The organism is Micromonospora sp. AMSO31t (assembly GCF_008868175.1).
In the GTDB taxonomy this organism is placed as follows: Bacteria; Actinomycetota; Actinomycetes; order Mycobacteriales; family Micromonosporaceae; genus Micromonospora.
In genome coordinates, this window is sequence record NZ_WBKT01000037.1 from 18,133 (window position 1) to 44,027 (window position 25,895).

Consider the following 25,895-nt stretch of genomic DNA (forward strand, 5'->3'; position numbering starts at 1 on the left):
ACCGGCGACATATCGATGAAGCGCCGGGGTGTCGTGGATCGGGACGGGGTCGACTTCCATGGTAAAGAAGTTCATCAAAGAAGCGGTGTCGCGCAGCGCGGAGTCGGATGACGATCGACGGAAGCTCGCGTCGATGACGGACCCGACGAATTCCGCGGCGCAATCGCCGGACGGCTCGGGGCCGAGTGACGCGACGATCCTGAACTTCGCCCTCAACCTCGAATACCTCGAAGCCGAGTTCTACCTTCGCGCCACCACGGGGCAGGGACTGCCTGACGAGATGACCACCGGTACCGGCACCCGGGGTGAGGTGACCGGTGGGGGCATGGTCGACTTCAGCAACTCGGTAGTGCGCAAGTTCGCGCAGGAGATCGCCTCGGACGAGCGGCAGCATGTCGCTTTCCTGCGGTCCGCCCTCGGGGAGCACGCCGTCTCCCGTCCGGCGATCTCTCTTGACACGAGCTTCACCGCGGCGGCCGCAGCGGCCGGGCTCATCAAGTCGGGCGAGATGTTCGACCCGTACGCCAACGATCTCAACTTCCTCTTCGCGGCGTTCCTGTTCGAGGACGTCGGCGTCTCCGCTTTCAAAGGAGCGGCGCCGCTACTGTCCAACAAGACCTACCTGGACGCGGCCGCGGGCCTGCTCGCCACGGAGGCGTACCACGCCGGGATCGTCCGCTCCGCGCTCTATAACGAAGGCATGATCGACGAGGCCGTCTTCGCGGGCGTGCAGAAGCTCTCCGACGCCCGCAACAGTCTCGACGGACCGGTCGACGACGACCAGGGTATCGGCACCAGCACCGAGGCGAACCTCATTCCCACGGATGCCAACGGCATGGCCTACGGCCGCTCGGCCCAGTCGGTCCTGAATATCGTGTACCTCAACGCAGGCCCGGCGAACTCCGGCGGCTTCTATCCCTCCGGCCTCAACGGCGACATCGCGATGAGCGCCGGGGCCGCCAGCTGATCACCTGGCCATCCGGGTGAACCAGCCTGCGCGGTGCCGCCCTCGGGCCGGACAGCCCCGGTCAGTACACGACCTGCGCTGGTCGCTTGGGCGCACTTCGCCCGCGTGAACGCGGTCCCGGACCGGGCTGGAGCGGATGCTCCCCGGCCGGCTCGTCGGAGTGTCCAGGGACGCCGGTGGCAACGCGGCATCGCATTGAGCGTCGTGAGAGGGAGACAGTTCTGCAACCAACATGGCTCGTGGTGCTCTCGTGGGCCGTGCTCTCTGTGGGCCTTGCCAGCACCGCCATCATCCTTGTCGACCACTTTGTTCTTCGATATCGTCAGCCGGTCAAGGTCATGGAGATTGTCTGGCCGGCAACCGCCCTCTACTTCGGCCCAGCAGCCGTCCTGGCCTACCGGCAGTGGGGTAGACCCCAGTCTCCGCGGTGGCTGGAGCGGCACGGCACCCCGCCCAGGCGGCCGAGACTTGCTGTCACGATAATCGAGACCTTGCACTGTGCGACGCACTGCGTTCTGGGTGCCATCATTGCCACTATTGCCGTCTTCGGCTTCAGCCTCGAAATATTCGACAAAAGATTGTGGCCCGAGTTCATCGGCGACTTCGTCGCCGCAGTGGTGGTAGGCCTCTTGTTCCGCTACTTCACTCAGGCTGATGCGGGTGGCCGAAGAGCGTGGGCCGCGATGCGGAGATTCATCAGGGGAGATCTGCTGAGCGTGTCCGTCTTCGAGTTCGCCCTGTTGGGTTGGCTGGCGCTGATGGAGTTTATGGTTTTCCACGAGACGCTGCAGCCTAGCAGTCCGGTGTTCTGGCTCATTGTCCAGATTGGGTCGATCATCGGCTTCTTCGCCGCCTGGCCGCCGACCCTGTGGCTGATCCGCCGCGGCGCCAAAGCGGAACTGCTGGGCAAGCCGCAGTAGGTGGCGCTGCGCCAGCGCCCGTGGCGGGTGGGCGCCGAGGTATCGGATTCAGCAGGGGTGCTGCGCTGCTACCCGACGCGAGGAGCGGTACCACCAAAGGGGGCTTGAGCTCTGAGCGACGAGTTCGAGGTCGCCAGCAGGCAGACCGAACGGCTGCCAGCCTGCTCCGAAGACAGGGCCGGGTATCAACTCACACGGGAGGCGCCGTCGTGGGCATGGCACCCTCGGCGAGCTTGAGTCGCGTCCAGATGTTCATATTGATCACAACAGCCACGATCTCCAGGATCTCGTTCTCCGTGAAGTGCGTGGCCATCCTGTCGTGTGCCTCCTGGATCCGGTCGTTGACGGTGGTGTCGGCGGCTCGGGTCAACGCCTCGGCGTAGGCCAGCGCGGCTCGCTCCTCCTCGGTGAACAGATGCGTCTCCCACCACGCCGTGAGGGTCTCGACCTTGGACGGCGGGATGTCCGCGGTGCGGGCAGCGGCGTGGTGCACCAGAAGGCAGTAGCTGCAATTGTTGATCTGTGCGACGCGTAGCCGCAGAAGTTGGGCCAGGGCCTGTTCCACCTGGAGTGTGGCGGTATGGCCGAAAGCTGCGGCCCCGGCGTTTGCCAGAGCCATGAGTTGCTCGTTTGACGTGGCGTCCAGTCGGACGTTCTGGATCCTGGTATCCAAGAGATGACCTCCTGGAGGTCACAACGACAACACCGGTGGTCGGGACGTCGTGTGCCGCAGCCAGTGCATCTGCTGCACGTCCACCACGGCGAGTGTTCTCCGATGCGCACCCAGGTCGCTCGGCCGCAGGGCCAGCGCGCCGCCCCGGCGGCCGTCCGTGGCCTGGTCCCGGGTTCCGCCAGCCTCTCGGTGGTGTTGGTGCAACGATGCATGACGTGAGAACCCCGAAAACCGCTGCACCCGCTGTTGTCTCGCCGCTTGCCGGCGAGCCGATCAAGCGCGCCGATGCCGAACGACTCGCCGGAGTGCTGAAGGCCGTCGCCGACCCGGCCCGGCTGCGACTGCTCAGCCTGATCCAGTCCGCTCCCGAGGGTGAGGCATCCGTCAGTGACCTCACCACGCCGCTCGGTCTCTCCCAGCCGACCGTCAGCCATCACCTGCGGATCCTCACCGAGGCCGGGCTGCTCGAGCGCGAGAAGCGCGGTGTCTGGGCCTATTACCGCCTGGTGCCGTCCGCGATCGCGGCGATCGCCGAGCTGTTGACACCGCCTCGCAAGCAGGCGACCAGGAAGACCCGCTAAGCGCTACGGTGACGGCGCTGGCGCCGGCCCCGCTGGCATGGCGTCCGCTCTGGTCGTGGCCGGTTCGACCGCTGAAAAGATCTGGCAGCACTCACGCTTCGACAACCCACCGGTGAGCGGCGACCTCGGGGGCTGTGAGCGCGCGTACTCCAGGGGCGTCAGGAGCCGCAGGTGTTCAACACGCATTGCAGGGCGGACTCGACCTGGCCGCGGACTAGGCAGGCGCGGCCGGGGCGTACTCGGGCTCGCGGCCCTCGCTCGCAGCCGTGGCGTTGCCGCGGTCCGCCGTGGAACGCCGGACCACCAGCGCCAGCCCGGCGAGGATGGTGGCGCCCGCGGCCAGCTCCGTCGGACCGACGGGCTCGTCGAGCAGCAGCCACGCCGCGCTGAGGCCGAAGATCGGCACCAGGAGGCTGAACGGCGCCACCCGCGCGATCGAGTACCGGGCGATCAGCCGGTTCCAGATCCCGAAGCCGACGAGGGTCGACACGTACGCGACGTACGCCACGGCGAGCAGCCCGCGCCATGACAGGCCGGTGATCGCTTCCAGCACCGCCTGTGGGCCGTCGACCACGCCGGCCAGGCCGAGCAGCGGCAACGGCGGCACCAGGCTCGACCAGACCAGCAGCGAGAGCGGTCGGGTCTCGCCGCTGGCTCGCATGACCAGATTTGCCACGGCCCAGCTGGCCGCCGCGAACAGCGTCAGCACGAAGCCGATCACCGTGGCGTGGCCGCCGCTGTCGATCGCCAGCACGCCGATCCCGACCGATCCGACCAGTACGCCGGCCACCTGCGCCCGCCCCGGCCGCTCGCCCAGCACCGCCGCCGCCAGCAGTACCGACATCAGCGTCTGAGCCTGCAGCACCAGCGAGGCCAGACCGGCCGACATGCCAGCGGCGAGCGCCGTGAACAGCGCGCCGAACTTCAGGACGCCGAGCACCAGCCCGTAGGCGACCACGTAGCGGAGCCGGGCGGTGGGGCGCGGCACCAGGAAGACCAGCGGCAGGGCCGCCGCGACGAAGCGCAGCGCGGTCAGCACGAGCGGCGGCAGGTCGCGCAGGCCCATCTCGATGGCGACGAAGTTGATGCCCCAGATGGCGGCAACGAGCACGGCGAGAAGTCGGTGCGATGCTTTCATGCCGGCTACGCTGCCCGAGCGAACGCTTAAGGACCAGTTCAAAGTTCTTCATCGCTGCTGTAGCATGCCTACATGGACCTTGATGTTCGCCGGCTCCGCGTGCTGCATGAGGTCGCACTGCGCGGCAGCGTCACCGCCGCCGCCGCGGCGCTGCACGTGACCCCGTCGGCGGTCTCCCAGCAGCTCGTCCAGCTGTCCCGAGAGTCCGGGCACGAGTTGGTCGAGCGGGCCGGGCGCGGAATCGTGCTCACACCGGCGGGCGCGGTGCTGGCCAGCCACGCGAGGACCGTGTTGGGGGCGGTGGAACAGGCGGTGGCCGGGCTCGCGGCGATCCGTCACGGGGTCAGCGGCACGGTGCGGGTCGGCGCGTTCGCCTCCGCGGCCGGCGCGCTGGTGGCCCCCGCCGCCGCCCGGGCGCGGACGAAGCACCCGGAGCTGGACGTGCGGGTGGTCGAGGCCGAAGACCAGCAGAGCCGCCTCGACCTACGCTCCGGCACCCTGGACGTGGTGGTGCTGCAGGAGTACGACCACGTGCCCGCGCCGCTGGTCGACGACCTGGACCGGCACCCGGTCACCACCGACCCGATGCATCTGATAACCCCGGTCGGGTGGCGCCGTCACACCGGCCGGCTGAGCGAGCTACGCGATGTGCCATGGATCGCGAGCGCCGAGCACACGCCGTGCCTGCGGTCCACACTGCACGCCTGCCGGCTCGCCGGCTTCGAGCCGGACATCCGGCACCGTTCCGTCGACTTCGCGCTCACGCTGGACCTCGTCGCGGCCGGGCTGGGCGCCGCGCTGGTGCCGGAGCTGGCGCTGCGCCACGTGCCACCCGGGGTGCACGTGGAGCCGCTGGTCGAGCCGGTCACCGAGCGGCGCATCTTCGCGGTCACCCGCGCCCTCGGCGGCACGGCGCAACGGCCCGCCGTGGACGCCTTCCTGGCCGAGCTGAGCGGCCCGGCCGGGGCCCGGACCTGAGCCGAATGGTGTGGTGAGCCCGAATGTCATAACCACGTCCTACCGTGAGCCCATGGACTGGAAGATTGAACTCATCCCCGTTCCGGTGACCGATGTCGACCGGGCCAAGGCGTTCTACCAGAAGGTGGGCTTCAACGCCGACCACGATCACACGGTGCACGAGGGCCTGCGCTTCGTCCAGCTGACCCCACCCGGCTCCGCCTGCTCCATCGTGATCGGCCAGGGCATCACCGACAAGGCCCCCGGCACGCAGGAAATCCAGGTCGTGGTCGCCGACGCCGAGGCGGCGCGCCGGCAACTGCTCGACGCCGGCGTCGAGGCCAGCGAGGTCGACGTGCAGCCATGGGGCAACTTCGTCTACTTCGGCGACCCGGACGGCAACAAATGGTCGCTGCAGGCGATCGAGTCTCGCCCCAACGGCTGACCGACGGCCCTCAACAGTCCCTGGCAGTGCACTGGTTCGCGATGCCCCTGTCGCTTGATCATGACGGTCGGAGGATCGTGGAGTGGACGACCTGGCTCGTGGCGGATCCTTGAGCGCCGGGGGCCGGTCACCGGCTGGGCGCGGCTGTCAGTCAGTCACTGCCAGCACCACGTGTCCACTGTGCCGGGCGCGCTAGGCATGGAGGTCTACATCCTCGGTGACGACCTGCTGCACCCCGATGGGCCGAATCAATTCACCAGCGTGGCGGTTGCTACGTGAGCACCATCTGTCCGAGTTCCTGGGTGCATCGGGTGAGTCCGACGTAGAGGCCGTTCCAGCCGCGCGGTTCAGCGGCGATGCCCTGTGGGTCGATGAGTAGCGTCGCGTCCCATTCCAGTCCCTTGGACTGAGCCGCGGTGAGCACCGGCACATCGCTCAGCACGGCCAGGAGTTCGGCGATGCGGTCGGCGGGGGCGATGACGCCGACCGTACCGCCATGCCACCGTTGCTGCAGCTGTCGCACAGCGTGGGCGGCGGCGCCGGCAAGCTCGGCGGGCGTGATCGTGAGCACCCAGGGGGCGATACCGGAGGAGCGTACCGCCCGTGGTGGCGCGTTGTGGCTGCCAGCCTTTTGCAGGACGGGTTCGGTGAGGGCCATGACCTCACGCGGGGTCCGGTAGCAGATGGTCAGTTCCGCGGCGGCCCAGCGGTCTCCGAAAACAGCCTGCACCGCTTGTGCCCAGTTGGTGTGCCGATGTGCTGCCTCCGCCTGATCGATGTCGCCGACCGCGGTGATGGAGCGACTGGGACAACGCCGTAGGACCATCTGCCGCTGCATCTCGGACAACTCTTGCGCCTCGTCGATGACGACGTGGCCGTACACCCAGTCGCGCTGCCGGCGAGCATGGTCGGCGACGAACTCGCCCTGCGGTTGCGGGGCCCCGACCTCTCCTAGCAGGTCGGCCAGGGCGTCGAGCAGGGGGATGTCGCTCGATGCCCACGGTGCGGGCCCGGCCGAGACGGCGGTGATCTCCTCCGTGGACAACTGCGGGGCAAACCGGGCCAGCAGGGCGCGGTCGCTCAGAAGACCACACAGTAGGGTTTCGGCGTCGAGGGTGGGCCACCATGCCTCGATGAACCGAGCGATGGTGGCGTTCTCCGCAATACGATCGCGAAGGCCCTCTATTTCCTCCTCGGAGAGCAACCCGTCGACGTCACTGCCGGTGGGCCTCCTGCCGACATGGTGGTCATGCTGCATCCCCCGGTCGACGCGGGCGAGGATGTCCTCGAAGCCCTCCTCCATCTCGTTCATCAGCGCCTCGCGCTGCTCGACGACAGCGTCGGCAAGGAGGTGGTGCAGCTGCTCGGCGAACGCCGTACGGGCGCGGTGGTACGGGCGTCCCTGCACCGCCGAGGCGAGCGCCTGTGCCACTGTTTCGGCTGTGATGACGTAGAACTCGCCCTCCCAGCGCAGCTCCAGCTCACGGGGCCGCGGGAGCAGCGACGTGACGTAGTTTTCGAGCGCGGGTTGCCAGAGGGCGCGGCCCTTGATTTCGGCGAGAAGCCGGCTCTCGTCGCGGCCCACGCGGATCTCGGGCAGCAGAGTGTCACAGGTCGCCGAGACGACGGCGGTCTCACCGAGCGCGGGCAGCACCTGGGCGATGTACTGGAGGAACCGCGGCGAGGGGCCGAGGACCAGGACCGCTTGGTCGGCCATCTTCGGCTGGGCGAACAGCAGGTAGGCGACGCGGTGCAGGGCAACCACGGTCTTGCCCGTGCCGGGACCGCCCTGAACGATCAGCGGGCCGGTCGCCTCGGCCCGGATGATGTCATCCTGTTCGCGTTGCAGCGTGGCGATCGCCGTCGCCATACGACCGGTGCGCCGCGCATCCAGGGCGGCCAGTAGGGCGCCTTCACCGACGAGTTCCGCCGTTATGGTCCCGTCCAGTGGCTCGTCGTCCACGCCGACGACGGCCGATCCCGTCGTGCGTATGTGACGGCGCCGTGCCTGACCTTGTGGGTCGACAGCCGTCGCGGTGTAAAACGGCCGAGCTGCGGGAGCTCGCCAGTCCACCAGCAGCGGCTCACTGTCCTCGCCGTCGTTGCGCAGACCGACACGGCCTACGTGTCGCACGGTGCCATCAAGGCCGTCGAGGCGGCCGAAGACCAGCCCTTCCCGTGCTCGCCGTAGCTCCTCGTACTGCTGGCGGAGCATGCGCTGCCGCGCCCGTTCCAACGCGTCCAGGGGGTCTGACGAAAGCTCGGCCTGCAGGTGGTCGACAAGCCTGTCGCGCCGGGCCGTGGCCAGGTCGAGAAACTCTTGTTCCTCGGCGACCGCGGATCGGCGCGCGACGCCCTCTGCGGTAGAGGTTGGCGATTCGCCGTTTGGTGTCATTTCGCTGGCGCCAGCAGTGCCGTTGTTCAGAGCGAAATCCCGGCGCATTCGCAAATCCTCGTATTGGTGCTTTCCCTCGGCCCGGATGAGCCGCAGGCATTCCGGCGGCAAGCATAGAGTTGGTTTCCCCTCGTCGACCAGGAATCCTGTCAGCGGAGATGGGAATCTCAATGCCTTGCAGTTCGAAGCCGTTTGTGGCCTCAGAGCCAATTTGGTTAGTTGAACTTCGTTCGTCCTGGTGAGGCGGGTATTTCGCCCGGGGCCCCCGGCGAACGTGCACGGACCTCCTCAGTAGATGGTGCGGCGGCGATCACCGACGGGCTACCCCCGCGGCGACAGCGGCGACCAGCGCCCATACCGACAGCGAACGCCGTCGGATCACCCGCAGCTCATGCACCCAGGAGGCGAGGAGCGATGGCGGCGCCGATCTGCCGAGAAGATGGTCAGAATCTGGGTCCGAGTGCGGACCGGGCGTCATCCCGGAGTCCCCCGCGGTCACGGCCCCTTCTACGGGCAGGGTGTGCCCGCGCAGACGTCGACGACCTTGCCGGTGAGCAGGAACACCGCCTTCTGTCGCTGGGCCCCGGCCTGAGCGCGCGGGAACTCGTGCGGATCCTCCCCGTACTCCGGCCCGGCTGGGGCGAGGTTCGTCGGCGGTGGCGCGTACGCCGTGCCGCTGTTCCAGATCACGATCGCCGACCCCGCGTACGGGTACCTGCGGATCGGCGCGATGCCCCAGTACGGCCGCACGTCCGCCGACCAGCCGTCGGCGAGCGCGGGCGTGTGGATGCGGGCGCCGATCGTGCGCGCCTGCACCTCGGCCGCGGCGGGCGAGACCTGGTGGTCGCCGAAGGCCACGTGCATCAGCCCCTGGTGCGCCGGGGTGCCCGGCAGCGGGCGGTCGGTCATGTGCTGGGCGTACCCGTTGGCCTCGGAGCGGTCCCACAGCATCTGGAGCAGCGCGAGGATCAGCTGCTGGTCGACCTTGTCCGGGTAGGAGCCGTCCATGACCTGCTGGAACGGGGCGAAGTCCACGCTCCGTTGCAGCAGCGTCGAGTAGTTCATGGCCGGCACGCCGAGCACCGACCGGGTCCAGTCCTGGGCGATGGCGGTGAGCGCGCCGCCGTTGATGCCGCCCTGGCTGTTGCCGTCGTAGTGCAGCCCGCCGGCCACGTTGATCAGCGGCCGCGCGGCGGCGTCCCGGAACGCCGGGTGGGCGGCGAACCCGCCCGGGTGGATCATCGCGCGGCCCAGGAAGAGGAAGTTCAGGAAGCTCTGCTGCAACCGGTCCACCACGGCGGGGAAGGCACTCAGGTCGGTGAAGGCGCCGGCCACGTAGGGGACGTCGGCCGCGGCCATGCCGATCCAACTGGTCGCGCAGAAGCTGAAGTCGTACGTGTTCGACATCGTCTTGACGTTGCCGGCGTTGATCTCGGTGGGCCGGCCGAGCAGGCCGTGGCCGTAGAGCGAGAGGTGCGCCGGTTTCGCGGCGGACACGCTGCGCGGGATGTTGCAGACGAAGTCCGCCGCCACCGTCGCGCCGGACGGCGTGGGCAGGGCGTTCGGTGCGGGTGGCGTACCGTCGCCGCCAGCCGGTCCGTAGTGCAGCCGGGAACCGGGCCCGCCGTCGCCGGTCAGGTAGGACGGTACGTCGATGGTCCCGGTCACCTGCCGGGCGATCAGCGGCTCCTGCTCCGGCGGGTAGTCGGTCACCTGGGTGATGGTGAACGACGGTGCGGCCCGGCGGAGGGCGGCGAACGCGCTGTCGCGGACCGCCAGCATCCGCCCGGTCAGCCCGTGCCGGCTGGCCACCGTGAAGTCCCAGGCCAGGTAGAGGCTGTGCCGCTTGACGCCGGTCCGGCTCAGGTCGGCGAGGATCCGCTTCATCTGCGCGGCGCGACCGTCCCGGTGGCGGAGGCCGGCACCGGTTACGTACGCGCGGAACGCCTTCGGCGCCGGGATCGTCGCCCCCGCGCCGTCGCGCATGCCGCGCAGGCCCACGACGTACCGGGTGCCCTCGGTCAGCGCGACCGCCGGCCGGATGATCAGCAGTTGCCGGTCGGGCTGGCCGGCGGCGTGCGCGTCCAGCTCGGCCCAGTACGGGGCGCGCTCGCCGGTCCGGGCGTTGAGCAGCACGATCGGCGCGTCCGGTGCCAGCGAGCGGCCGATGTCGGTGACCGGCGGGATACCGGTCGCCGCGGCGTCGAGGCCGGGCACGCGCACCAGGATCGGCGAGCCGGGGCTGAACCCGTCCTGCCGGTTCCACTCCGCCGGGTCGATCGGCGCCCCCTGGACGTTGGCGGGCATCGCCGAGGTCGCGATCCGCACCCGCTTGCCGGTGGGGCTGGTCCGGTCCGGCACGGTGAAGTAGTCGTTCGGGAACGGCAGCAGGCAGGCCGTCGGGTCGATGGGGTCGCACGTCCGGTCTCCGGCCGGCGGCGGAGTCGCGGCCGGCGCCGCGGCGGCGGCGGTGCCGAGCAGCATGGTGCCCGCGGTCACCAGCACGGACACGGCGAGACGGAGCCGTCGGAGTGTGGTCACGCGCTCCTCCTTCGACACTGGACGGTGCGTCGACGTGGCGGTCGACGGGTGGTGCTTCTTCCTACGCTCGTGAATCGATCTCGGCAAGGTCCCGGTGACCGGGCACCGACCGCTCCGGAATCGCCGACCGGGCCTCCCGCCGACGTTCGACCTGTTCGCCGCCGATGCCGACGACGACCGGCATGACCGTCGCCCGCTACCATCCGGCCGCCCGAGGGATGGCGCGCGGCGGGAGTTGCGAGGGTGTCCGGTCTCACCGCGGCGTGGCCCGGCGGGCCACGCAACCGGCCGGTAACCTTGATCGAGTACAGACTGTACCCATATGTCCGTCAGCGGAGGGGTGCCCATGTCCGATCACATCGACCTCGCTCGCCTGCGGGAGGTGCTCGACGGGCCGCGGGCCGACGTCCGCAACGCGCTCCGGGACCACCTCGACGCGCGCTTCCTCCCGGTCTACGGCGAGACCGGCGACCAGGCCCGTGCGCGGATCACCCGGTTGCTCACCGAACTCCCCACCGAGCTGGGGATCGCAGCGGCCTTCCCGACCGAGTACGGCGGCAGGAACGACGTGGGAGGCTCGATCGTCGCCACCGAGATGCTGGCGCAGGTCGACCTGTCGCTGATGGTCAAGGCGGGCGTGCAGTGGGGCCTGTTCGGCGGCGCGGTCAGCGCCCTCGGCACGAAACGGCACCACGACGCGTACCTGCGGGAGATCATCTCCGGCAGGATCTTCGGTTGCTTCGCGATGACCGAGACCGGTCACGGCTCCGACGTCCAGCAACTGCGCACCACCTGCACGTACGACCCGCACACGCAGACCTTCGACCTGCACACCCCGCACGAGGCCGCCCGCAAGGACTACATCGGCAACGCGGCGCGCGACGGGCGGATGGCGGTGGTCTTCGCACAGCTGGTCACCAACGGGCGGCGGCACGGTGTCCACGCGTGGCTGGTCCCGATCCGCGACGCGCAGGGCAACCCCCTGCCCGGCGTGACCATCGGCGACGCGGGCGCCAAGGCCGGCCTGCTCGGCGTGGACAACGGGCGGCTCAGCTTCGACCACGTGACGGTGCCGCGGGACATGCTGCTGGACCGGTACGGTCAGGTCGCGCCGGACGGGACGTACTCCAGCCCGATCGAGAACGACTCCCGCCGCTTCTTCACCATGCTCGGCACCCTGGTGCGCGGCCGGGTGAGCGTCGGCGGCGCCGCGTCGGCGGCCACCAAGTCGGCGCTGGCCATCGCCGTGCGCTACGGCGACATCCGCCGGCAGTTCGGCACGCCCGACGCGGATCGGGAGGTGCTGCTCAACGACTACCTGGCCCACCAGCGCAAGCTGCTGCCCGCCCTGGCCACCACGTACGCGTTGCACTTCGCCCAGACCGAGCTGGTCGCCGCGCTGCATGAGGTCCAGGGCGGCGACGGCCCGGTCGACGAGCACCGGCAGCGGGAGCTGGAGTCCCGGGCCGCCGGCCTCAAGGCCGCGCAGACCTGGCACGCGACCCGCACCATCCAGATGTGCCGCGAGGCGTGCGGCGGCGCCGGCTACCTGGCCGAGAACCGGCTACCCAGCCTCAAGGCCGACACCGACGTCTTCACCACGTTCGAGGGCGACAACACGGTGCTGCTGCAACTCGTGGCCAAGGGCCTGCTCACCGGTTACCGTGACGCGTTCGGTTCGCTGGACGGCTGGGGGCGCGCCTCCTTCGTCGCCGAACACGTCCGCGAGCTGGTGCTCGAACGCACCGCCGCCCGGTCGCTCATCGAGCGGCTGATCAGCGCCGTGCCCGGTCGGGACGAGGAGGTCGCCGTCACCGACCGCGGCTGGCAGCTCAAGGTCTTCGAGGACCGCGAGCGGCACCTGCTCGACGGCGCGGTCCGCCGCCTCCGCAACGGCGCGGCCACGAAGAAGGATCACCCCTTCGACATCTTCAACGACGTCCAGGACCACGTCCTCGCCGTCGCGGCCGCGCACATCGACCGGGTCACCCTGGAGGCGTTCGTCGCCGGCATCGAGGACACCGCCGACCCGGCGGTCCGGGCGCTGCTCTCCCGGGTCTGTGACCTGTACGCGCTCAGCGTCATCGAGGCCAACAAGGGCTGGCTGCTGGAGCACGGCCGGCTCACGCCGGCCCGCTCGAAGGCGGTCACCGGAGTCGTTAACGGCCTGCTCAAGGAGCTGCGCCCGCACCTGCGGACGCTGGTGGACGGGTTCGGCATCCCGGACGCGTGGCTGCACTGCGCCATCCTGCGCGAGGAACCTCTCCGGCAGGAGACGATGGCCGCCCACGACGCCGCCGGCGATCCGCAGACCGTCGGGGCGTGACGGGTGCCCCGACCGGTGTTCCGGCGGCCCGGCGATCCCGCTGACCGTTGATCCGCGTCTGCCCAGGCGGGCACGCCGGTCAGGCGTCAGCCATCGATGCCCGGGCGAACAGGCGCGGCAGCGAGTCGGCGGCGCGGATCGCGACAGCGACCTGCGTCAACTGCGGGTAGCCGCCGCCGACCGCCCGGATGAGGGCGTCCGCAGCAGCGTGGTTGCCGAGGTAACACTCGGCGATGGCCGCCAGGAGGAACGCGACGTGGCACAGGTCTGGCAGGTCGACACCCGCCCGGATGTCGAGTAGCAGCGACCGCGCCTGCTCCGGCCGCTGGTTGAGCAGGTGCGCCAGGCTCATGGCGACACGAGCGGACAACTGGTGCGGCTGCGCGTGGAAGGCGAGCTGGGCCAGTTCCGAGATCTCCACGACCTCTCGGTGTGCGACTGGTGCACCGGTCACCACCGCGTCGTACAGGTACCACAACCCGAACTGGACGGTCAGCACCTGCCCGATCGCGGCGGCGGCCACGGGATCGGTGCTGTCGGCGCGGGCCAGCGCCGCGAGCGCCTCGGCGTCGGCGATGAGATCCGCCGCCGACTGGCCGTGCCCCGTGCTCCAGCGCCGCTGGAAGGCGGCGAGCGCGAGTAGCGGGTCGTTGCCGTCGGGAACAGGATCTCCGAGGCGATGGTCCCCTCGGGCCATCGCTCGCAACGTCCGGCTGACCTCCTCCTGGTAGTAGCCCGCCCGTAGCGCAGCGCGGGTGGCCGTCGGCGCCGACAGCCAGCGGAGCAGGTTCCGGCCGTCACTGCGGGGTGACGTGCCGGGAACGAGATTGACCACCCCGAGCAGCGTCCCGACGAGCGCCGCGCCGAGCAGTACGACGCGGGTCAACGCCGTGCTCGTCAACGCCGCTGCGGCACCGAGCACCGTCGCGGCGCACAGGTTCGCCATCGGGCCACCGAGGTAGAACAGCACCATCCGCAGCGGCAACGCGGTCGCCGTCGGCGTCGGCCGGACCCACACTTCGCTCCGCCAGCCCGTGAAAGGTGCGATACGGACCGCGATGACCGGCAGGCGCAGCAGCTTCGCCACGACGAGGTGCCCGCACTCGTGCAGGACGACGTGCACCCACAACGACACGCAGGTGAGCCCGACGGCGGCGATCGCACCCGCCACGGACTCGGTGACGAACAGCGCGAACGCCACCGCCTCCAGCACCAGGAGGACGCACGCGACGACGAGCCGTCGGCGGGAGGAGATCACCGGAGGATGGTACGGCGGGACAAGGCGTGCGGTCCGGCCCGTAGCAGCGGGTGAAGGGGTTAAATGGCTTGCACCTGTGCCGGGCCGAGCGTTGGCTGCTCGTCATGTCCTCCCCCACACCGATCTTCGTCGCGGGTACGGGTCGTTCGGGCACCTCGCGGATCGCCGACATCATCGGTGAACATCCGCTGATCCATCGGATTCCCATGGAGACCCACTTCCTCGTCGACCCGGGTGGCCTGCGGGACCTGGCCGACGCGCTCACCGTTCGGTACGACCCCACCGTCGGTGAGGACGCCCTGCACCGGCTCAGCGACTTCCTCACCGTACGAGTGCCCGGCCGGCGCGACGATCGCGGCAAGACCGTCCCCGAACTCGTCGGCGAGCAGCGCTACCGGGACGCGGTGCAACAGCTCTGGCCGCAATTGATCGCGTACACCTTCGAAGAGCCTGCGCCCGCGGAAGGTTTCGGGAACGCCGACCGACCCGCCGGGCCGTTCGCGCCGCCGAGCCGCCGGCGGGCAGTCCCCAGGTATTTCAGCGACCGGAGCGAACTGCTCGGCATCTTGCGGGGCCTGATCGACACTCTGTTCGGCGGAGCAGCCGCCGACGCGGGCAAGCCGACCTGGTGCGAGAAGACACCGTTCAACCTGCTGTGCATGGACTTCCTCTGGGAGCTGGTCCCCGAGGCGACCATCGTGCACATCAAGCGTCACCCGGTCTCGGTGCTCGCCTCCCACCTGGCCCAGCCCTGGGCGCCGCCCACCGTCGACGGCGCGCTCGCCTACCTCAAGCCCATCTACCACCGATGGCTCACCTGGAAGAACACGGTCGACCTGACGGGCAGGCGATACATCGAGGTGAAAGCGGAAGATCTCGCAGCCGACTGGCCCGGGCAGCGCAAGGCACTGTTCGAACGGCTCGACGTCGACGACTTCGCCACCCCCTCGACGTTTCAGTCGCACAAGCTTGCGAACCGCAACAACCAGTTCGACGACGACACCCGCGAGTTCGTCAAGGAGTCGCTGGGCAAGATCATCCCGGCCATGGGATATGAGTGACGACTCCGGCTCTTCACCTTGACCACGCCGCGCCCGTGCGCACCCGACCTACGTAGGGTCGAGGGGTGGCACGAGTGTTGGTGACGGGCATGTCGGGGGCGGGAAAGACCACGCTGCTGACCGAGCTGTCCCGCCGCGGCTACGACACCATCGACACCGACTATGACGGTTGGAGCTTGCCGGACGGCGAGTGGGACGAACCACGGATGACAGCCCTGCTCGCAGACCGGCCCGAGGTCGTCGTATCGGGGACGGTGGCGAACCAGGGCCGCTTCTACGACCGTTTCGACCACGTGGTCCTGCTGAGTGCACCACTCGGCGTCCTGCTCGATCGGGTCACGGCGCGATCGACCAATCCGTACGGGAAGACCGCCGAGCATCGCGCCGAGATCGCGCGCTACGTGCGCGAGGTGGAGCCGTTGCTCCGGCGCGGCGCCACGTGTGAACTCGACGGCCAACGTCCAGTGGGAGAGCTGGCCGACATCATCGAGCAGTTGCTCGGTGCGGCACCCTGAACTGCCCGGCGGCGCCTGACCGGCTCTGGCCACCCGCGTCTGAACCCAGCCCGGAGCGGAGCCGGTAGTGGAGCATGTCGGCGTGCTTCGTTTACGCTCCGCGGATAACCGGGCAGCCGTCCACCGATTGGCGTGGGACCATCACGCTGTGCCTGGGTTGATCGTGCGGGACATGACGAGGAACGAGTTCGAGGAGTGGCGTGCGCGTACCATCCGGGCATACGCCGACGAGCAGGTAGCAGCCGGAAACTGGTCCGCGGACGAGGCCCTCAAGTTGGCCACCAAGGCACACGAGGTCCTGTTGCCGGATGGCTTTGCGACTGCCGGAATGCTGTTCCTGCGGGCCATGCTCCCCGACGACAGCTATGTCGGCGTGTTATGGCTGGGCCTGACGCATCCGCGCGGTGCGCCCGACTGCGCGTTCATCTACGACATCGAGATCGATGAGGCGTACCGCGGGGCCGGCTACGGACGCGCACTCCTCGCTGCTGCGGAGGACTCGGTGCGATCTCGTGGCGTGGGCCGCCTGGAGCTCAACGTCTTCCGCGACAACGCCCGGGCGATCCGGCTGTATGAGACGTCCGGCTATCGCGTCGTGACACAACAGATGCGCAAGTCACTCACCTGCCCACGAGTCTGAACTGCTGCCCCCGCGGGGCCCCGGCATGACTCCAATGCCGCTGGTCGTCGTCTGGAGCCGGCGCGGCAAGCGTCTCTGGACGCCGCATTAGCATCGATGCGGCGGGCGGGCGGGCCACTGCCCGACCCGAAGGGGGCCAGTGGCGGTGAGACGGATATGGCTTCGGCGGTGGGCCGGGGCGCCCGGGTGGGTTCGGGTTGTCGTGATCGCCGCCGCCTGCGTCCTCGCGTACGGAGGGATCGTGCACCTGGGCGATCTGCTCGGTGTTCGGCCGGGTGGTACAAGGCCATCCACCCCCGTCTGGCTGATGGTGTACTTCACCTCGCTCACCGTGTTCGACCCGCTCGCGGCGCTGTTGCTGGCGATGCGCCGGATCGAAGGGCTGCTGCTCGGCTGTGCCTTGCTCGCCAGCGACGCGGCGGCGAACGGGTATGCCAACTACGTGCTGGACACCACGCCGGGGATCACGCCCGGCCGGATCGGGCAGGCGGTGGTCACGGCGCTCGCGGTCGCCCTGATCGCGGCGGCGCCCAAGGCCGCGCCCTGGCTGCATTCGCCGGGATGCGCCGGCTAGTGCATGACCATGAATGTTGGAGGGGTCGAGGTCAGGGTGCGCGGTGGTGGGCTGTCCCTCCATAGAGGTACGGCTCGCTCCATCCTCATCTGCCCGCGACGAGGGCATCGGCGTGCGATCGACGGTCTAGCATCGAGCGGTGGACCCGTCTCTTGACACCTTGCCGAAGATCGGCGCGCCGGCGACGCGGGCGCTGAACGCCGCCGGCTACAGCGCGCTACGCCAGCTCGCGGGTGTGCCGCGCGCAGAGCTGGCCAGGTTGCACGGCATGGGTCCGAAGGCACTGAACATCATCGAGGCCGCCCTCGAACAGCACAATCTGCGGCTCACCTGACGCCGGCCGGACGCGCCACGTGGAACCGCCGAGACGCACAACTGCGGCGAGGGGCGCGACCGGCTACTGGCCGACCGTTTCGGGGCCCACGCCTGAACCAAGCCGGTAGTGGAGCAGGTCGGCAGCATGGGGCAGTCGGATCGGCGGTGTGGCGTCGCGCATGGCAATCAGCCCGAGTATCAGTCCGCGGCGGATCGCGGCATCGATCGCGGACCGCACGTCCGGGTCGAGTGACTCCCAGGTGGCCGCCGCCGAGCAGGCCCAGCAGAGGTGGCCGCGGCGTTCCTGCTTGTCGACCAACCCTCGTCGACCACACTCCGGGCACCGAGAGTCAAACATGGTCACGTGGCCCAGGCAGTGCTGCTCGCGGGCGGAGCGGTAGGCGCGCGCGACCGTGGACGATGACCGTTGCGCCACGGCGCATGCAGTAGGCGGTGGTCAGGCCCGTCCAGGTGTCCACCTCGACATTGGCCCAGGCGGTCGGCATGGCGTCCCGTACACGTGCGGCCCTGGTCGCGGCCTAGGCGGTCGGCTGCTTGTCGGGGTTCACCGCCAGCAGCACGATGATCCGGTCGAAGAGCACCCGGGCACGGGCCACCAGGTCGTGGTGCCCCGGGGTGAACGGATCGAAGGTGCCGGGATAGACCGCCAAGGCACCCTGTGCTGGCACCACTCCACGATCCGGCGTAGCGGTCACCGCGACTCCAATCAACAGGCCACGGCCTTGTCGTCACCGTCGACCACCGCCGGCATCCTAATCTGCCGCCGACCGATCGCTACCCACCGCGAGGGACCCTCGAAAGGCCCGATCATGGCGATGCAGGGCGATGGACCTCTGGACCGCTCGGCGATGCGGCTGTCCGTGCTTCATCGCGACGAAACAGCCGGTCAGGATCGGGCACAGAACGAAGCAACGCCGCCAAGACGCCATCCACGAGGGGGAGGCCGCCCAGCTCGCCGATCCCGACCCATGCGATGTCGTCATGCTCGTCAGGTGCACGGTTGGTCGGAGAGCCAACCCAGTCTCCGATCTGCCAGACGCCCACCTGAACGGCGTCCTCACCGACGCTGGCATGCACGACGCCCAACCGTGAAGCGGACTCCGCCACGATGTGAACACCGAGCTCCTCGTGCATCTCACGCGCGAGGGCTTGTAGTTCCGACTCACCCGCTTCGACCTGCCCCCCGGGCAGATCCCAGACGTCTGGGAAGGCCCGCTTGGTCGGCCTGCGGTGCACTAGCAGGACCGCGCCGTTCTCAACGAGCGCGCCTGTGACGACGACATGCATGGCGGGAGTAGAGCACAGGGATGGGACAGGCTCGCTCCAGCCGAAGGGCTGATCCGCCGCTGACCGGGAGTTCTGAGGGCGTTACGAGAGGTGCGTGCAGCGACGAGCCGGTCCTCCCCCAGGCGAGTGGGCGCACCTGGCTCAGCCCGGTGAGCCCTCAGTACGGTTCGAGCGTGATCTCCTGCCCCACCGACAGCCCGCTGCTTTTCCTCGATGTTGACGGCCCGCTGATCCCCTTCAAGGCCCGGCCTCTGGACCGTGCCGTGGCGCAGCCGTTCGACGATCGTGGCAACCCTCTGCTCGATCGCCTCGACCCGGAGGACGGGCCGAGGCTGCTGGCACTGGGGTGCGAGTTGGTCTGGGCGACGACGTGGATGGCGGAGGCGAACGAGGTCATCTCGCCGCGGCTCGGGCTTCCGGACCTGCCGGTCGTCGAATGGCCGGACGACGACGAGGATCCGGCGCGCGGCCTGCACTGGAAGACCGTGTTCCTCACCCGGTGGGCGGGTGCCCGTCCGTTCGTCTGGTTCGACGACGAAACAACTGATGCCGACCGGCGATGGCTGGCGGCACAGCACCAGGCTCCGACGCTGCTGCGACGTGTGGACCCCTACGTGGGCCTGACCGGGGCGGATTTCGCCGCGGTCCGTCGATGGCTCAGGCAGCTCGGCGACGGCGCGTGATCGCCCGCACCCTCATGCCGAGCCGTGTCACCTGTCCCGGTGCACGGGCACGGTCGGTCGACAGGTGGCAAGGCTGACCGCCGCACGTCAGCCCGGCCGGGCCGTTCCGGCGGCCCGGCGACGGGCGAGCCAGCCGGCCAGCGCGAGCAGCACCAGCGCCTCCGCGACCAGGATCGCCACGGCCCACCCGCCGCCGGTCCAGCGGGCCAGCGTGACGTACCAGTAGCGCACGAGCAGCGTGACCAGCGTGACGGCGAACACCAGCGAGGCCAGCCCGTAGAGGGCGTACGCCGCCCGGTCCCGGGGCCGGTAGCCGCGTACCGCCACCGGGCCGCGGCGGAGCAGCCGGCCCCAGAAGCGGTAGCTGTCGGTCCGCAGGTCGGCGAGGTTCAAGGCGTGGCTGAGCATGTAGTAGCCGTCGAGCCGCAGGAACGGCACCAGGTTGAGCGCGGCGGTCGCGGTGCCGAACAGCAGCATGGTGCCGGCCAGGTCGTGCAGCGCCCCGGGACCGCCCCAGATCCAGAGCGCCGCGAACGGCACGAGGGCCAGCATGCTCACGAACACCCCGGCGAAGGCGGTGGCGACCCGCCGGCGCGCGGTGAACAGCACGATGTCGTCGACCTTGCAGTACGGGGCCAGCATGGGAAAGCGCCACATGACGCCGATCTCGGTGTCCCTTCCGCCGAAGTGCCGGCAGGTCAGGCCGTGCGCGCACTCGTGCAGGAAGACAATCAACCAGGTGATCACCACCGAGGCCAGGATCGCGACCAGGGGCCGGTCGCCCCGGGCGACGACGTCGACCAGCGCCGGCAGGTGCAGGGCCACGTACCCGGCGAGCGCCAGCACCACGAGCAGCGCCGGCAGCACGAACCACCAGGTGAACAGCGGGGCCAGTCGGGGCAGCAGCCGGTCGAAGAACCGGTCCGGGTCGTAGAGCGGCCACCGTGCCGACAGGGGGCCCCGCCGGCTGCGGGCCGCGCCCTCGGCGGCGGTGTCGGTGAGCCGGGCGAGGGCCGCCGGGTCGGTGGCGCCGTCGAGGAGTTGCCGCTGGTGCAGCATGCCGAAGAGCTGCTGCCAGTTCTCCGGCCCGAGCCGCTTTCCGAAGGTGGCCGCGTAGTCGGTGGCCAGGTCGTCCAGGGTGCGGGTGCCGTCCATCCGGGACAGCAGGAAGTGCTCGCGCGGCCCGACGCGGTAGAACCAGCCGGTCTCCGGGTCCTTGACGTGGTGGACCAGCTTCTCCCCTCGCCACTGGCCGGGACCGAGCACGACCTCGGCCCGCAGGCGGGGCCGGGTCCAGGTGGCGTCCGTCGTGGTCATCGTGGGCCGGCCGGGGCGAGGTCGTCGAGCAGGGCGGTCCGCAGCACGTACGAGAGGTAGATCTCGTCGAGGATGCTCACGCCGAGCCGGTTGTTGGTCATGTGCACGTAGGAGCTGAGCAGGATGGGCAGGGCGGCGTCCAGGTCACGGACCCCGGTGGGCTCGGCGCCGCCGCGCTGGAACACGAGGTCGCCCCGTTCGGTGGCGGCCACCACCCGGTCGCGCAGTTCCCGGCAGTGCGCCGACCAGCGGCCCTCGACGCCGCCGGGCCGGACGTCGGCGTGCTCCCGGGCGCCCGCGCGGATCTGGGCGAGGCGGTCGCGCAGCGCGGCGTCCATGCGGCGGTAGCTGTTGTCGAAGCTGGCGTGGTAGTCGTCGCTCGGCTCGGAGTAGGAGACCTCCCAGAACCGGCGGTACTCGTCGAGGAACCCGGCGATCCGCTCGTCGTCGGTGAGGAAGACCGCGCACATCATCATGGTGAGCTGGGCGGACAGCCCGAGCAGCACCGGGCGCACGTGCACGTTGGTGGTGGCCAGCAGGTCCAGCACCACGTCGCTGGAGTGCTCGAAGTGCCACTCGGCCAGCTCCATCCCGGCCGGCCCGCCGTAGCGGCCGTACTCCCGCTCGTAGGGGATGTGGTGCCAGCTGTTGTTGGCTCGCATCGGCATGACGCCGTCGGGGCCGTACTCCTCGTCCCAGCGCTCCCGGCCGTACTCGGCCAGGAACATCTGCTTGTACAGGTCGCCCAGGCCCTCGCTGTCCACCTCGTAGAGCGCGGGGCGGCGGCGCAGGAACGCCGCGATGGCCTCGTCCACCCGCGCCTTCACCACCGCCGGGTCGGCGCCGGGCGCGGGCAGCACCCGCAGCCGTACGTGCGGCCCCTCCATCCAGTACTTGATGAAGAAGTACCGGCTGATGAGCCCCTCGGTTCGCAGCTCGTCGACCAGCGGCCGGACCCCCTCGACCAGCATGGGGTTGGCGTTGCTGGCGTAGAAGACGTGGACGCTGAGCCAGTCGTGCTCGACCGGGGAGGGAAAGGGCGTCATCGGTCATCCACCTTTCCGGCGCGGACGCCGTTGAGTTCCACGGTCAGTTCGGTGACGTGGGTGCCGCCGGGGCCGCGGAGCACCTGCTCGTCGCGGTCCGGCAGCATCTCGGTGAGCACCAGGCGGCTGCCCGCCCCCCGCCCGGTCGCCTCCAGCAGTTGCAGGCAGAAGTGGCTGTCGAAGTCGACGTAGAGCGGCTTGTGGTCGGGCCGGCCGCCCGGCTGCGCGGCGGGCTGGCCGCCGTCGGCGGCCGGGGTGAGCCGGGTGCCCTCGGGGGTGGCGAAGACCCGGCGGGGCAGGTTGTTGTCGCGGCGCCAGCGCTGCCAGCGCAGGAACCAGTCGGCGTCGCTCTGCTCCGGGGTGCGCGGCGGCGGCAGGTGGTCCGGGTGCAGCTTCCACATGCGGCGTTGCAGCACGAGGTCGCCGTGCACGATGCGGGGGTAGCCGGCGATGCCGTGCCCGGGCAGCGGCACGGTGGTGCCGGCCCACAGGTCGGGCTGGGCCATGCCCAGGTAGGCGAAGGTGAGCAGCACCTGCTGCACCTCGGGCAGCGCCATGGGCAGCAGGAAGCCCAGGTAGACCGGGATGACCTCGGCGTCGAGCCGGCGCGAGCGCAGCAGCAGCCGGTCGGTGACCGGGTCGTGTTCGACGCTGAGGTCGTCCATGTGGATCTGCTCGGCGGCCGGCCGGAAGCTGACCTCCCCCGGGCAGACCAGCTCGTACGGGGTGACCGCCGGGTGCAGGTTGAGGTTGGTGGCGTCGTACCCGCCCTTCAGCTCGGCGAGCACGGCGCCGGGCGGCGCCAGCCGGGCCAGCTCGGCGCGGAGCGTGCCGGCGAGGTCCTGGTTGGCGAAGAGGTGGGCGAAGCGGGAGAACAGCAGGGTCATGCCGGAGTAGATCCGGTTGACCACCACCCGGTGGCGGTCGCCCTGGTCGGCGATCTGGAGGAAGAACGACCGGGGGTCGAGCGTGCCGAGGGTCTCGGGCACCATGGCGGCCACGTCGGTCATGACGTCGTCGTCCAGGCGCAGTTCCTCGGCGCCGGCCGGCAGCCGGTCGTACGCCTCGTTCATCCGCCGGGCGATCTCGACGCGGGCGTCGTCGAGTGCGGTGATCTCGTCCTGCTTGAACCAGTTCTCCTGCCGCACGTAGGTGTTGTCGGCGTCGAAGGCCCGGCGGCGCATCATCCGCCCGCTGTAGTGCTCGAAGAAGTCCTGCTGGAACTCGTGGGCGAAGGTGAGCAGGTCGTCGCAGCGCCCGCCGGCGCCGTAGCGGGCCCGGAAGAAGCCCTTGGTGGCCAGCCGGCGGGGCAGGTTGATGTCGAACACGGGCATGATGCGGGCCAGCGCCCGCAGGCCGGGCAGGACGTCGCGTTCCCAGCGGGTCCGGTCGGCGGTGACCGGCCGGCCGGTGCGCAGCGTGGCGTCCTCGTAGAGCAGGGTCCGCGGGGCGGGCACGTCGGCGCGGCCGAGGTCGGTGTGGGCGGCGACGAGTTCGCGCCGGATGTCGGCGAGTACCCGGCGGCGGCCCGCCACGTCGTGATCGGGGTAGCCGGTGGCGAGGCGGTTGGCGGTTCCCACCCGCTCGGCGAGCCGGTCGGCCCAGTCGCGGCCGATCTCCCCGAGCGCCCGCCGGTAGCCCTCGACCGGGTCGTCGGCGTGGATGTCCAGGTGCAGGTTCGGCACCACGAGCAGGCCCACCCGCAGCAGGTGGTGCAGGTACTGCGCGATCTCCGCGGCGGGCCGGTCGTCGGTGGTGAGCTCGTCGACCAGGTCGGCGAGGCGCCGGACCCGGCCGCGGTCGAGCGCGGCCAGGATGTCGTGCAGCACCCGGCCGGTGGGCAGCACGAACAGCGACTCGTGGATCGACTCGAGGGTGATGGCGGCCTCGCCGTCCTCGGAGCTGGTGCGGCGGCGGCGCAGGTAGCGCAGCCGGCCGCGCTCGATGCGCCAGCCGGTGGTGAGGGCCACCGGCAGGTCCGCGCGCAGCGTCTCGTCGGCGAGGACGACGGCCGAGAGCCGGCCCAGCGCGGCCAGGTTGAGCCGGGCCGCGCCCCGCTTCGCGTCGCCGGTGTGGTCGACCGCCGGCTCGACGTCGAGCAGCGAACCGGCGCTCGGGGCGAAGGTGCCGACGTTGACGGTGGTGAGCCGGCTGAACGGGCTGGTCTTGCAGGCGGTGCGGAACGCGTACTCGAGCAGGGACCGTTCCACCCGGCGGGCCCGCTTGCCGAGGCGGCCGGGCGCGGCCAGGTAGGTGGGCAGGTACTGGTCGAGCGACGGCGAGGCGAGCAGGATGCCGCCGCGCAGGTCCGGGTCGTCGGCCAGCTCGCGCAGCACGTCCCGGCGCTGCGCCAGCTCCGCGGCCAGCACCGCCGCGCCGTCGGCCAGCTCCCGGCGGTACGCCGCGAAGGTGTCCAGCCAGGCGGCCAGCATCCGGTGCGTGTCGGCGCCCAGTTCCGCCGCCGGCCAGGCGTCGGCGTCGGCGGGGTCGGGCCGGCGCAGGTTCCACACGTCGCGGCGGAGCCGGATGAGCCGCCGCCGCAGCCGGTCGTCGGCGAGGTTGCGAGCCACCGCCTCCTGGAGCGCGTCGGCCAGCGGCGGGCCGGTCGCCCGGAGCCGGTCCTCCAGGTCCAGTGCGCGGCGGGCCCAGGCGGCGCTGCGGTCGAAGGCGAGCCGGTCGGCGACCTCCAGCGGCAGGCCGGCGGTGCGCAGCATGAACACCTCCGGCATCCGCCAGGACACCTCGGCGGCCGCTGGTGCGGGCAGGGACACCGTCACGGGTCTCTCCTTCGTCGACGTGTGGGGGTCAGAGCCGGTGGACGAGATCGGCGGTGCCGTCCGGGTGCCGCCCGAGCAGCAGGAACAACACGGTCCGTTCGTCGGTGCCGGACCGGCCGAGGGCGTCGTCCATGGCGACGTTGTCGAAGCCCAGCACCGCGCCGCAGCCGATCCGCTGGGCGGTGGCCGCGCAGTAGCCGCGCTGGGCGACCGCGCCGATCTCGGCATTCAGCAGCCGGTAGCCGCGCGGGCCGACGGCGTCGAGCACCGCGTCCAGCCGGCCGGAGATGGCCAGCACGGCGCCGACCTGCCCCATCGTGTAGTTGGTGAGGAAGTACTGCTGTTGCAGGAAGGCGGACATGCCGCCGTCGGGTTCGGCCGCGGCGGGCAGCAGCGCGTGCTGCCGGGGGCAGTAGCCGTAGGTGCCGGCCGTGAGGCCGTCGACGTGGTTCGCGAACACCCACAGGCGGGTCAGCGCCGGCGCGTCCGGGGGCAGCCCGGCGTCGGCCGGGTGGTGCCGGCCGGCGGCGGCGAAGGCGAGGGTGGTGCCCAGTTCGGCTGCGGTCAGGTCGGGCGGCCGGCGGAACCGGCCGAAGCTGCTGGACCGGGTGGCGAGGACCGTCGACAGGGGACTCTCCAGCCGGTCCAGCAGCGGCGCGGGCAGGGCCACGGGCTCGCCGGGCAGGTCCCGGGGCGCGGCCGCGGCCAGGGCCTGCGGCGCGGGGACGGCCGGGGCCGCCGCCGCCCGGTGCACTGCGGTCACCGCGGGGAACTCCCGCAGCCGGCGGGACCGTTCGAACGCCGGGTACCGGACCCGGACGTCGGGGCTCTGCCCGGCCGGTCCGGCCGGCTCGGCGCCGGCCCAGGTCAGGGGTACGACGGCGAAGGCGCTCTCCCGGTCGCCGTCGAGGCCGAGCAGCCGGTCCACCGGCGCCGGGTCGAAACCGAGCAGCCGGGGCAGGGGTACGCCGAGGGCGCGCGCCAGCAGGTCCCAGGAGCCGAGCAGGGCGCCGAGGTCCTGGGTGACCACGTGGTAGCAGAAGCTGTTGTATTTGAACGAGTTCTTCCAGAACCGGATGGTCGCCACCAGGAAGCTGTCCGCCTCGCCCGCCTGTTCGCCGACCGCGGCGCGGACCCGGTCGCCGGCGTCACCGAGCAGCAGCCGTTCCAGCACGTGCGGGCCGGTGCCGTAGTGGTAGACCCCCGGCAGCAGCGGCGCGGAGCCGCCGGCCACCAGGTAGAGCTCCACCGGGTACATGCCGCCGCCCGAGGCGGTGCCGCGCCCCCAGACGGCGTGCTCGAAGTGGGCCCGCTTGGCCAGGTCCTGGTTCCAGTTCACGGTGAGCCGCCGGTCCAGCACCCCGTACGACAGGCGCAGCAGCGCCGACAGGGCGGGCAGCGACCAGCCTCCGGTCGGCGGCAGGCCGTCCCCGGTGAACAGGTCCCGCAGGGTGGGCA

Annotated in this window: 24 protein-coding genes; 12 read left to right on the plus strand and 12 right to left on the minus strand. The window is 70.6% G+C overall.

Annotated features, from left to right (window positions below):
- Nucleotides 1–58 precede the first annotated feature (58 nt).
- Together F8274_RS11495 and F8274_RS11505 are read left to right on the plus strand one after the other, a co-directional pair.
- Nucleotides 59–967, plus strand: coding sequence for a ferritin-like domain-containing protein (locus F8274_RS11495; protein WP_151462285.1), 909 nt, complete (start codon nt 59–61; stop codon nt 965–967).
- A 176-nt stretch (nt 968–1,143) separates the two neighbouring features.
- Nucleotides 1,144–1,887: a DUF4396 domain-containing protein gene (locus F8274_RS11505; protein WP_192579791.1), complete on the plus strand. Its 744-nt coding sequence runs from the start codon at nt 1,144–1,146 to the stop codon at nt 1,885–1,887.
- Between the two features lie 190 nt (nt 1,888–2,077).
- Here F8274_RS11505 and F8274_RS11510 read toward each other — a convergent pair whose 3' ends face one another.
- A complete protein-coding gene (locus tag F8274_RS11510; protein ID WP_151462287.1) occupies nt 2,078–2,506 on the minus strand; it encodes a carboxymuconolactone decarboxylase family protein in 429 nt (142 codons plus the stop codon).
- A gap of 260 nt (nt 2,507–2,766) precedes the next feature.
- On the opposite strand from F8274_RS11510, the gene F8274_RS11515 reads away from it, so the two are divergent.
- Nucleotides 2,767–3,141 (plus strand): helix-turn-helix transcriptional regulator, encoded by a 375-nt coding sequence (locus F8274_RS11515; protein ID WP_151462288.1) that lies wholly within the window; start codon nt 2,767–2,769, stop codon nt 3,139–3,141.
- 214 nt (nt 3,142–3,355) lie between these two features.
- Here the strand turns inward: F8274_RS11515 and F8274_RS11520 are convergent, their stop codons facing one another.
- Nucleotides 3,356–4,279: an EamA family transporter gene (locus F8274_RS11520; protein WP_151462289.1), complete on the minus strand. Its 924-nt coding sequence runs from the start codon at nt 4,277–4,279 to the stop codon at nt 3,356–3,358.
- 72 nt (nt 4,280–4,351) lie between these two features.
- Between F8274_RS11520 and F8274_RS11525 the strand changes: the two genes are divergently transcribed.
- Together F8274_RS11525 and F8274_RS11530 are read left to right on the plus strand one after the other, a co-directional pair.
- Complete coding sequence (locus tag F8274_RS11525; RefSeq protein ID WP_151462290.1) at nt 4,352–5,257, plus strand: LysR family transcriptional regulator; 906 nt, start codon at nt 4,352–4,354, stop codon at nt 5,255–5,257.
- A gap of 52 nt (nt 5,258–5,309) precedes the next feature.
- Nucleotides 5,310–5,681, plus strand: a complete 372-nt coding sequence (locus F8274_RS11530; protein ID WP_151462291.1) for a VOC family protein — start codon at nt 5,310–5,312, stop codon at nt 5,679–5,681.
- A gap of 271 nt (nt 5,682–5,952) precedes the next feature.
- Here the strand turns inward: F8274_RS11530 and F8274_RS11535 are convergent, their stop codons facing one another.
- Entirely contained in the window at nt 5,953–8,124 is a 2,172-nt protein-coding gene (locus tag F8274_RS11535; protein WP_151462292.1) for an AAA family ATPase, read from the minus strand.
- 459 nt (nt 8,125–8,583) lie between these two features.
- A complete protein-coding gene (locus F8274_RS11540) occupies nt 8,584–10,617 on the minus strand; it encodes a hypothetical protein (protein ID WP_151462293.1) in 2,034 nt (677 codons plus the stop codon).
- Nucleotides 10,618–10,963: 346 nt separating this feature from the next.
- Here F8274_RS11540 and F8274_RS11545 point away from each other — a divergent pair, with 346 nt between their 5' ends.
- A complete protein-coding gene (locus F8274_RS11545; RefSeq protein WP_151462294.1) occupies nt 10,964–12,943 on the plus strand; it encodes an acyl-CoA dehydrogenase in 1,980 nt (659 codons plus the stop codon).
- Between the two features lie 79 nt (nt 12,944–13,022).
- Here F8274_RS11545 and F8274_RS11550 read toward each other — a convergent pair whose 3' ends face one another.
- Nucleotides 13,023–14,201, minus strand: coding sequence for a hypothetical protein (locus F8274_RS11550; protein WP_225853730.1), 1,179 nt, complete (start codon nt 14,199–14,201; stop codon nt 13,023–13,025).
- A gap of 104 nt (nt 14,202–14,305) precedes the next feature.
- On the opposite strand from F8274_RS11550, the gene F8274_RS11555 reads away from it, so the two are divergent.
- The 5 genes from F8274_RS11555 (at nt 14,306) to F8274_RS11575 (ending at nt 17,325) form a co-directional block, all read left to right on the plus strand.
- Nucleotides 14,306–15,262 carry a sulfotransferase gene (locus F8274_RS11555; RefSeq protein WP_225853731.1) on the plus strand — a complete coding sequence of 319 codons (957 nt, stop codon included), beginning with the start codon at nt 14,306–14,308 and terminating at the stop codon, nt 15,260–15,262.
- Nucleotides 15,263–15,327: 65 nt separating this feature from the next.
- Nucleotides 15,328–15,777: an AAA family ATPase gene (locus tag F8274_RS11560; protein WP_151462295.1), complete on the plus strand. Its 450-nt coding sequence runs from the start codon at nt 15,328–15,330 to the stop codon at nt 15,775–15,777.
- Between the two features lie 172 nt (nt 15,778–15,949).
- A complete protein-coding gene (locus F8274_RS11565; protein ID WP_225853732.1) occupies nt 15,950–16,417 on the plus strand; it encodes an N-acetyltransferase in 468 nt (155 codons plus the stop codon).
- Nucleotides 16,418–16,619: 202 nt separating this feature from the next.
- Nucleotides 16,620–16,991, plus strand: coding sequence for a hypothetical protein (locus F8274_RS11570; protein ID WP_225853733.1), 372 nt, complete (start codon nt 16,620–16,622; stop codon nt 16,989–16,991).
- 139 nt (nt 16,992–17,130) lie between these two features.
- Nucleotides 17,131–17,325: a DNA-binding protein gene (locus tag F8274_RS11575; protein ID WP_151462297.1), complete on the plus strand. Its 195-nt coding sequence runs from the start codon at nt 17,131–17,133 to the stop codon at nt 17,323–17,325.
- A gap of 63 nt (nt 17,326–17,388) precedes the next feature.
- Here the strand turns inward: F8274_RS11575 and F8274_RS11580 are convergent, their stop codons facing one another.
- The 3 genes from F8274_RS11580 to F8274_RS11590 form a co-directional block, all read right to left on the minus strand.
- Nucleotides 17,389–17,625 carry a hypothetical protein gene (locus F8274_RS11580; RefSeq protein ID WP_151462298.1) on the minus strand — a complete coding sequence of 79 codons (237 nt, stop codon included), beginning with the start codon at nt 17,623–17,625 and terminating at the stop codon, nt 17,389–17,391.
- Between the two features lie 220 nt (nt 17,626–17,845).
- Complete coding sequence (locus tag F8274_RS31900) at nt 17,846–17,995, minus strand: adenylyltransferase/cytidyltransferase family protein (RefSeq protein ID WP_225853734.1); 150 nt, start codon at nt 17,993–17,995, stop codon at nt 17,846–17,848.
- Between the two features lie 139 nt (nt 17,996–18,134).
- Entirely contained in the window at nt 18,135–18,614 is a 480-nt protein-coding gene (locus tag F8274_RS11590) for an NUDIX domain-containing protein (protein WP_151462299.1), read from the minus strand.
- Nucleotides 18,615–18,790: 176 nt separating this feature from the next.
- Here F8274_RS11590 and F8274_RS11595 point away from each other — a divergent pair, with 176 nt between their 5' ends.
- On the plus strand, nt 18,791–19,297 hold the full coding sequence (locus tag F8274_RS11595) for an HAD domain-containing protein (RefSeq protein ID WP_151462310.1): 507 nt from the start codon (nt 18,791–18,793) through the stop codon (nt 19,295–19,297).
- Between the two features lie 87 nt (nt 19,298–19,384).
- Here F8274_RS11595 and F8274_RS11600 read toward each other — a convergent pair whose 3' ends face one another.
- The 4 genes from F8274_RS11600 to F8274_RS11615 form a co-directional block, all read right to left on the minus strand.
- Nucleotides 19,385–20,614, minus strand: coding sequence for a M50 family metallopeptidase (locus tag F8274_RS11600; RefSeq protein WP_151462300.1), 1,230 nt, complete (start codon nt 20,612–20,614; stop codon nt 19,385–19,387).
- Nucleotides 20,611–21,660, minus strand: a complete 1,050-nt coding sequence (locus F8274_RS11605) for a thiopeptide-type bacteriocin biosynthesis protein (protein WP_151462301.1) — start codon at nt 21,658–21,660, stop codon at nt 20,611–20,613. The genes F8274_RS11600 and F8274_RS11605 overlap by 4 nt, the downstream gene beginning before the upstream one ends.
- Nucleotides 21,657–24,437: a lantibiotic dehydratase gene (locus tag F8274_RS11610; RefSeq protein ID WP_151462302.1), complete on the minus strand. Its 2,781-nt coding sequence runs from the start codon at nt 24,435–24,437 to the stop codon at nt 21,657–21,659. Before F8274_RS11610 ends, F8274_RS11605 begins: the two co-directional genes overlap by 4 nt.
- 28 nt (nt 24,438–24,465) lie before the next feature.
- A partial coding sequence (locus F8274_RS11615; protein ID WP_151462303.1) for a SagB family peptide dehydrogenase occupies nt 24,466–25,895 on the minus strand: 1,430 nt, incomplete at its 5' end.

Coding starts and splice junctions, on each gene's coding strand:
- F8274_RS11525 (WP_151462290.1), top strand. CDS start 4,352: ATGGACCTTGATGTTCGCCGGCTCCGCGTGCTGCATGAGGTCGCACTG.
- F8274_RS11495 (WP_151462285.1), top strand. CDS start 59: ATGGTAAAGAAGTTCATCAAAGAAGCGGTGTCGCGCAGCGCGGAGTCG.
- F8274_RS11545 (WP_151462294.1), top strand. CDS start 10,964: ATGTCCGATCACATCGACCTCGCTCGCCTGCGGGAGGTGCTCGACGGG.
- F8274_RS11520 (WP_151462289.1), bottom strand. CDS start 4,279: ATGAAAGCATCGCACCGACTTCTCGCCGTGCTCGTTGCCGCCATCTGG.
- F8274_RS11590 (WP_151462299.1), bottom strand. CDS start 18,614: ATGCATGTCGTCGTCACAGGCGCGCTCGTTGAGAACGGCGCGGTCCTG.
- F8274_RS11600 (WP_151462300.1), bottom strand. CDS start 20,614: ATGACCACGACGGACGCCACCTGGACCCGGCCCCGCCTGCGGGCCGAG.
- F8274_RS11555 (WP_225853731.1), top strand. CDS start 14,306: ATGTCCTCCCCCACACCGATCTTCGTCGCGGGTACGGGTCGTTCGGGC.
- F8274_RS11510 (WP_151462287.1), bottom strand. CDS start 2,506: ATGGCTCTGGCAAACGCCGGGGCCGCAGCTTTCGGCCATACCGCCACA.
- F8274_RS11605 (WP_151462301.1), bottom strand. CDS start 21,660: ATGACGCCCTTTCCCTCCCCGGTCGAGCACGACTGGCTCAGCGTCCAC.
- F8274_RS11530 (WP_151462291.1), top strand. CDS start 5,310: ATGGACTGGAAGATTGAACTCATCCCCGTTCCGGTGACCGATGTCGAC.
- F8274_RS11535 (WP_151462292.1), bottom strand. CDS start 8,124: ATGCGCCGGGATTTCGCTCTGAACAACGGCACTGCTGGCGCCAGCGAA.
- F8274_RS11515 (WP_151462288.1), top strand. CDS start 2,767: ATGCATGACGTGAGAACCCCGAAAACCGCTGCACCCGCTGTTGTCTCG.
- F8274_RS11565 (WP_225853732.1), top strand. CDS start 15,950: ATGACGAGGAACGAGTTCGAGGAGTGGCGTGCGCGTACCATCCGGGCA.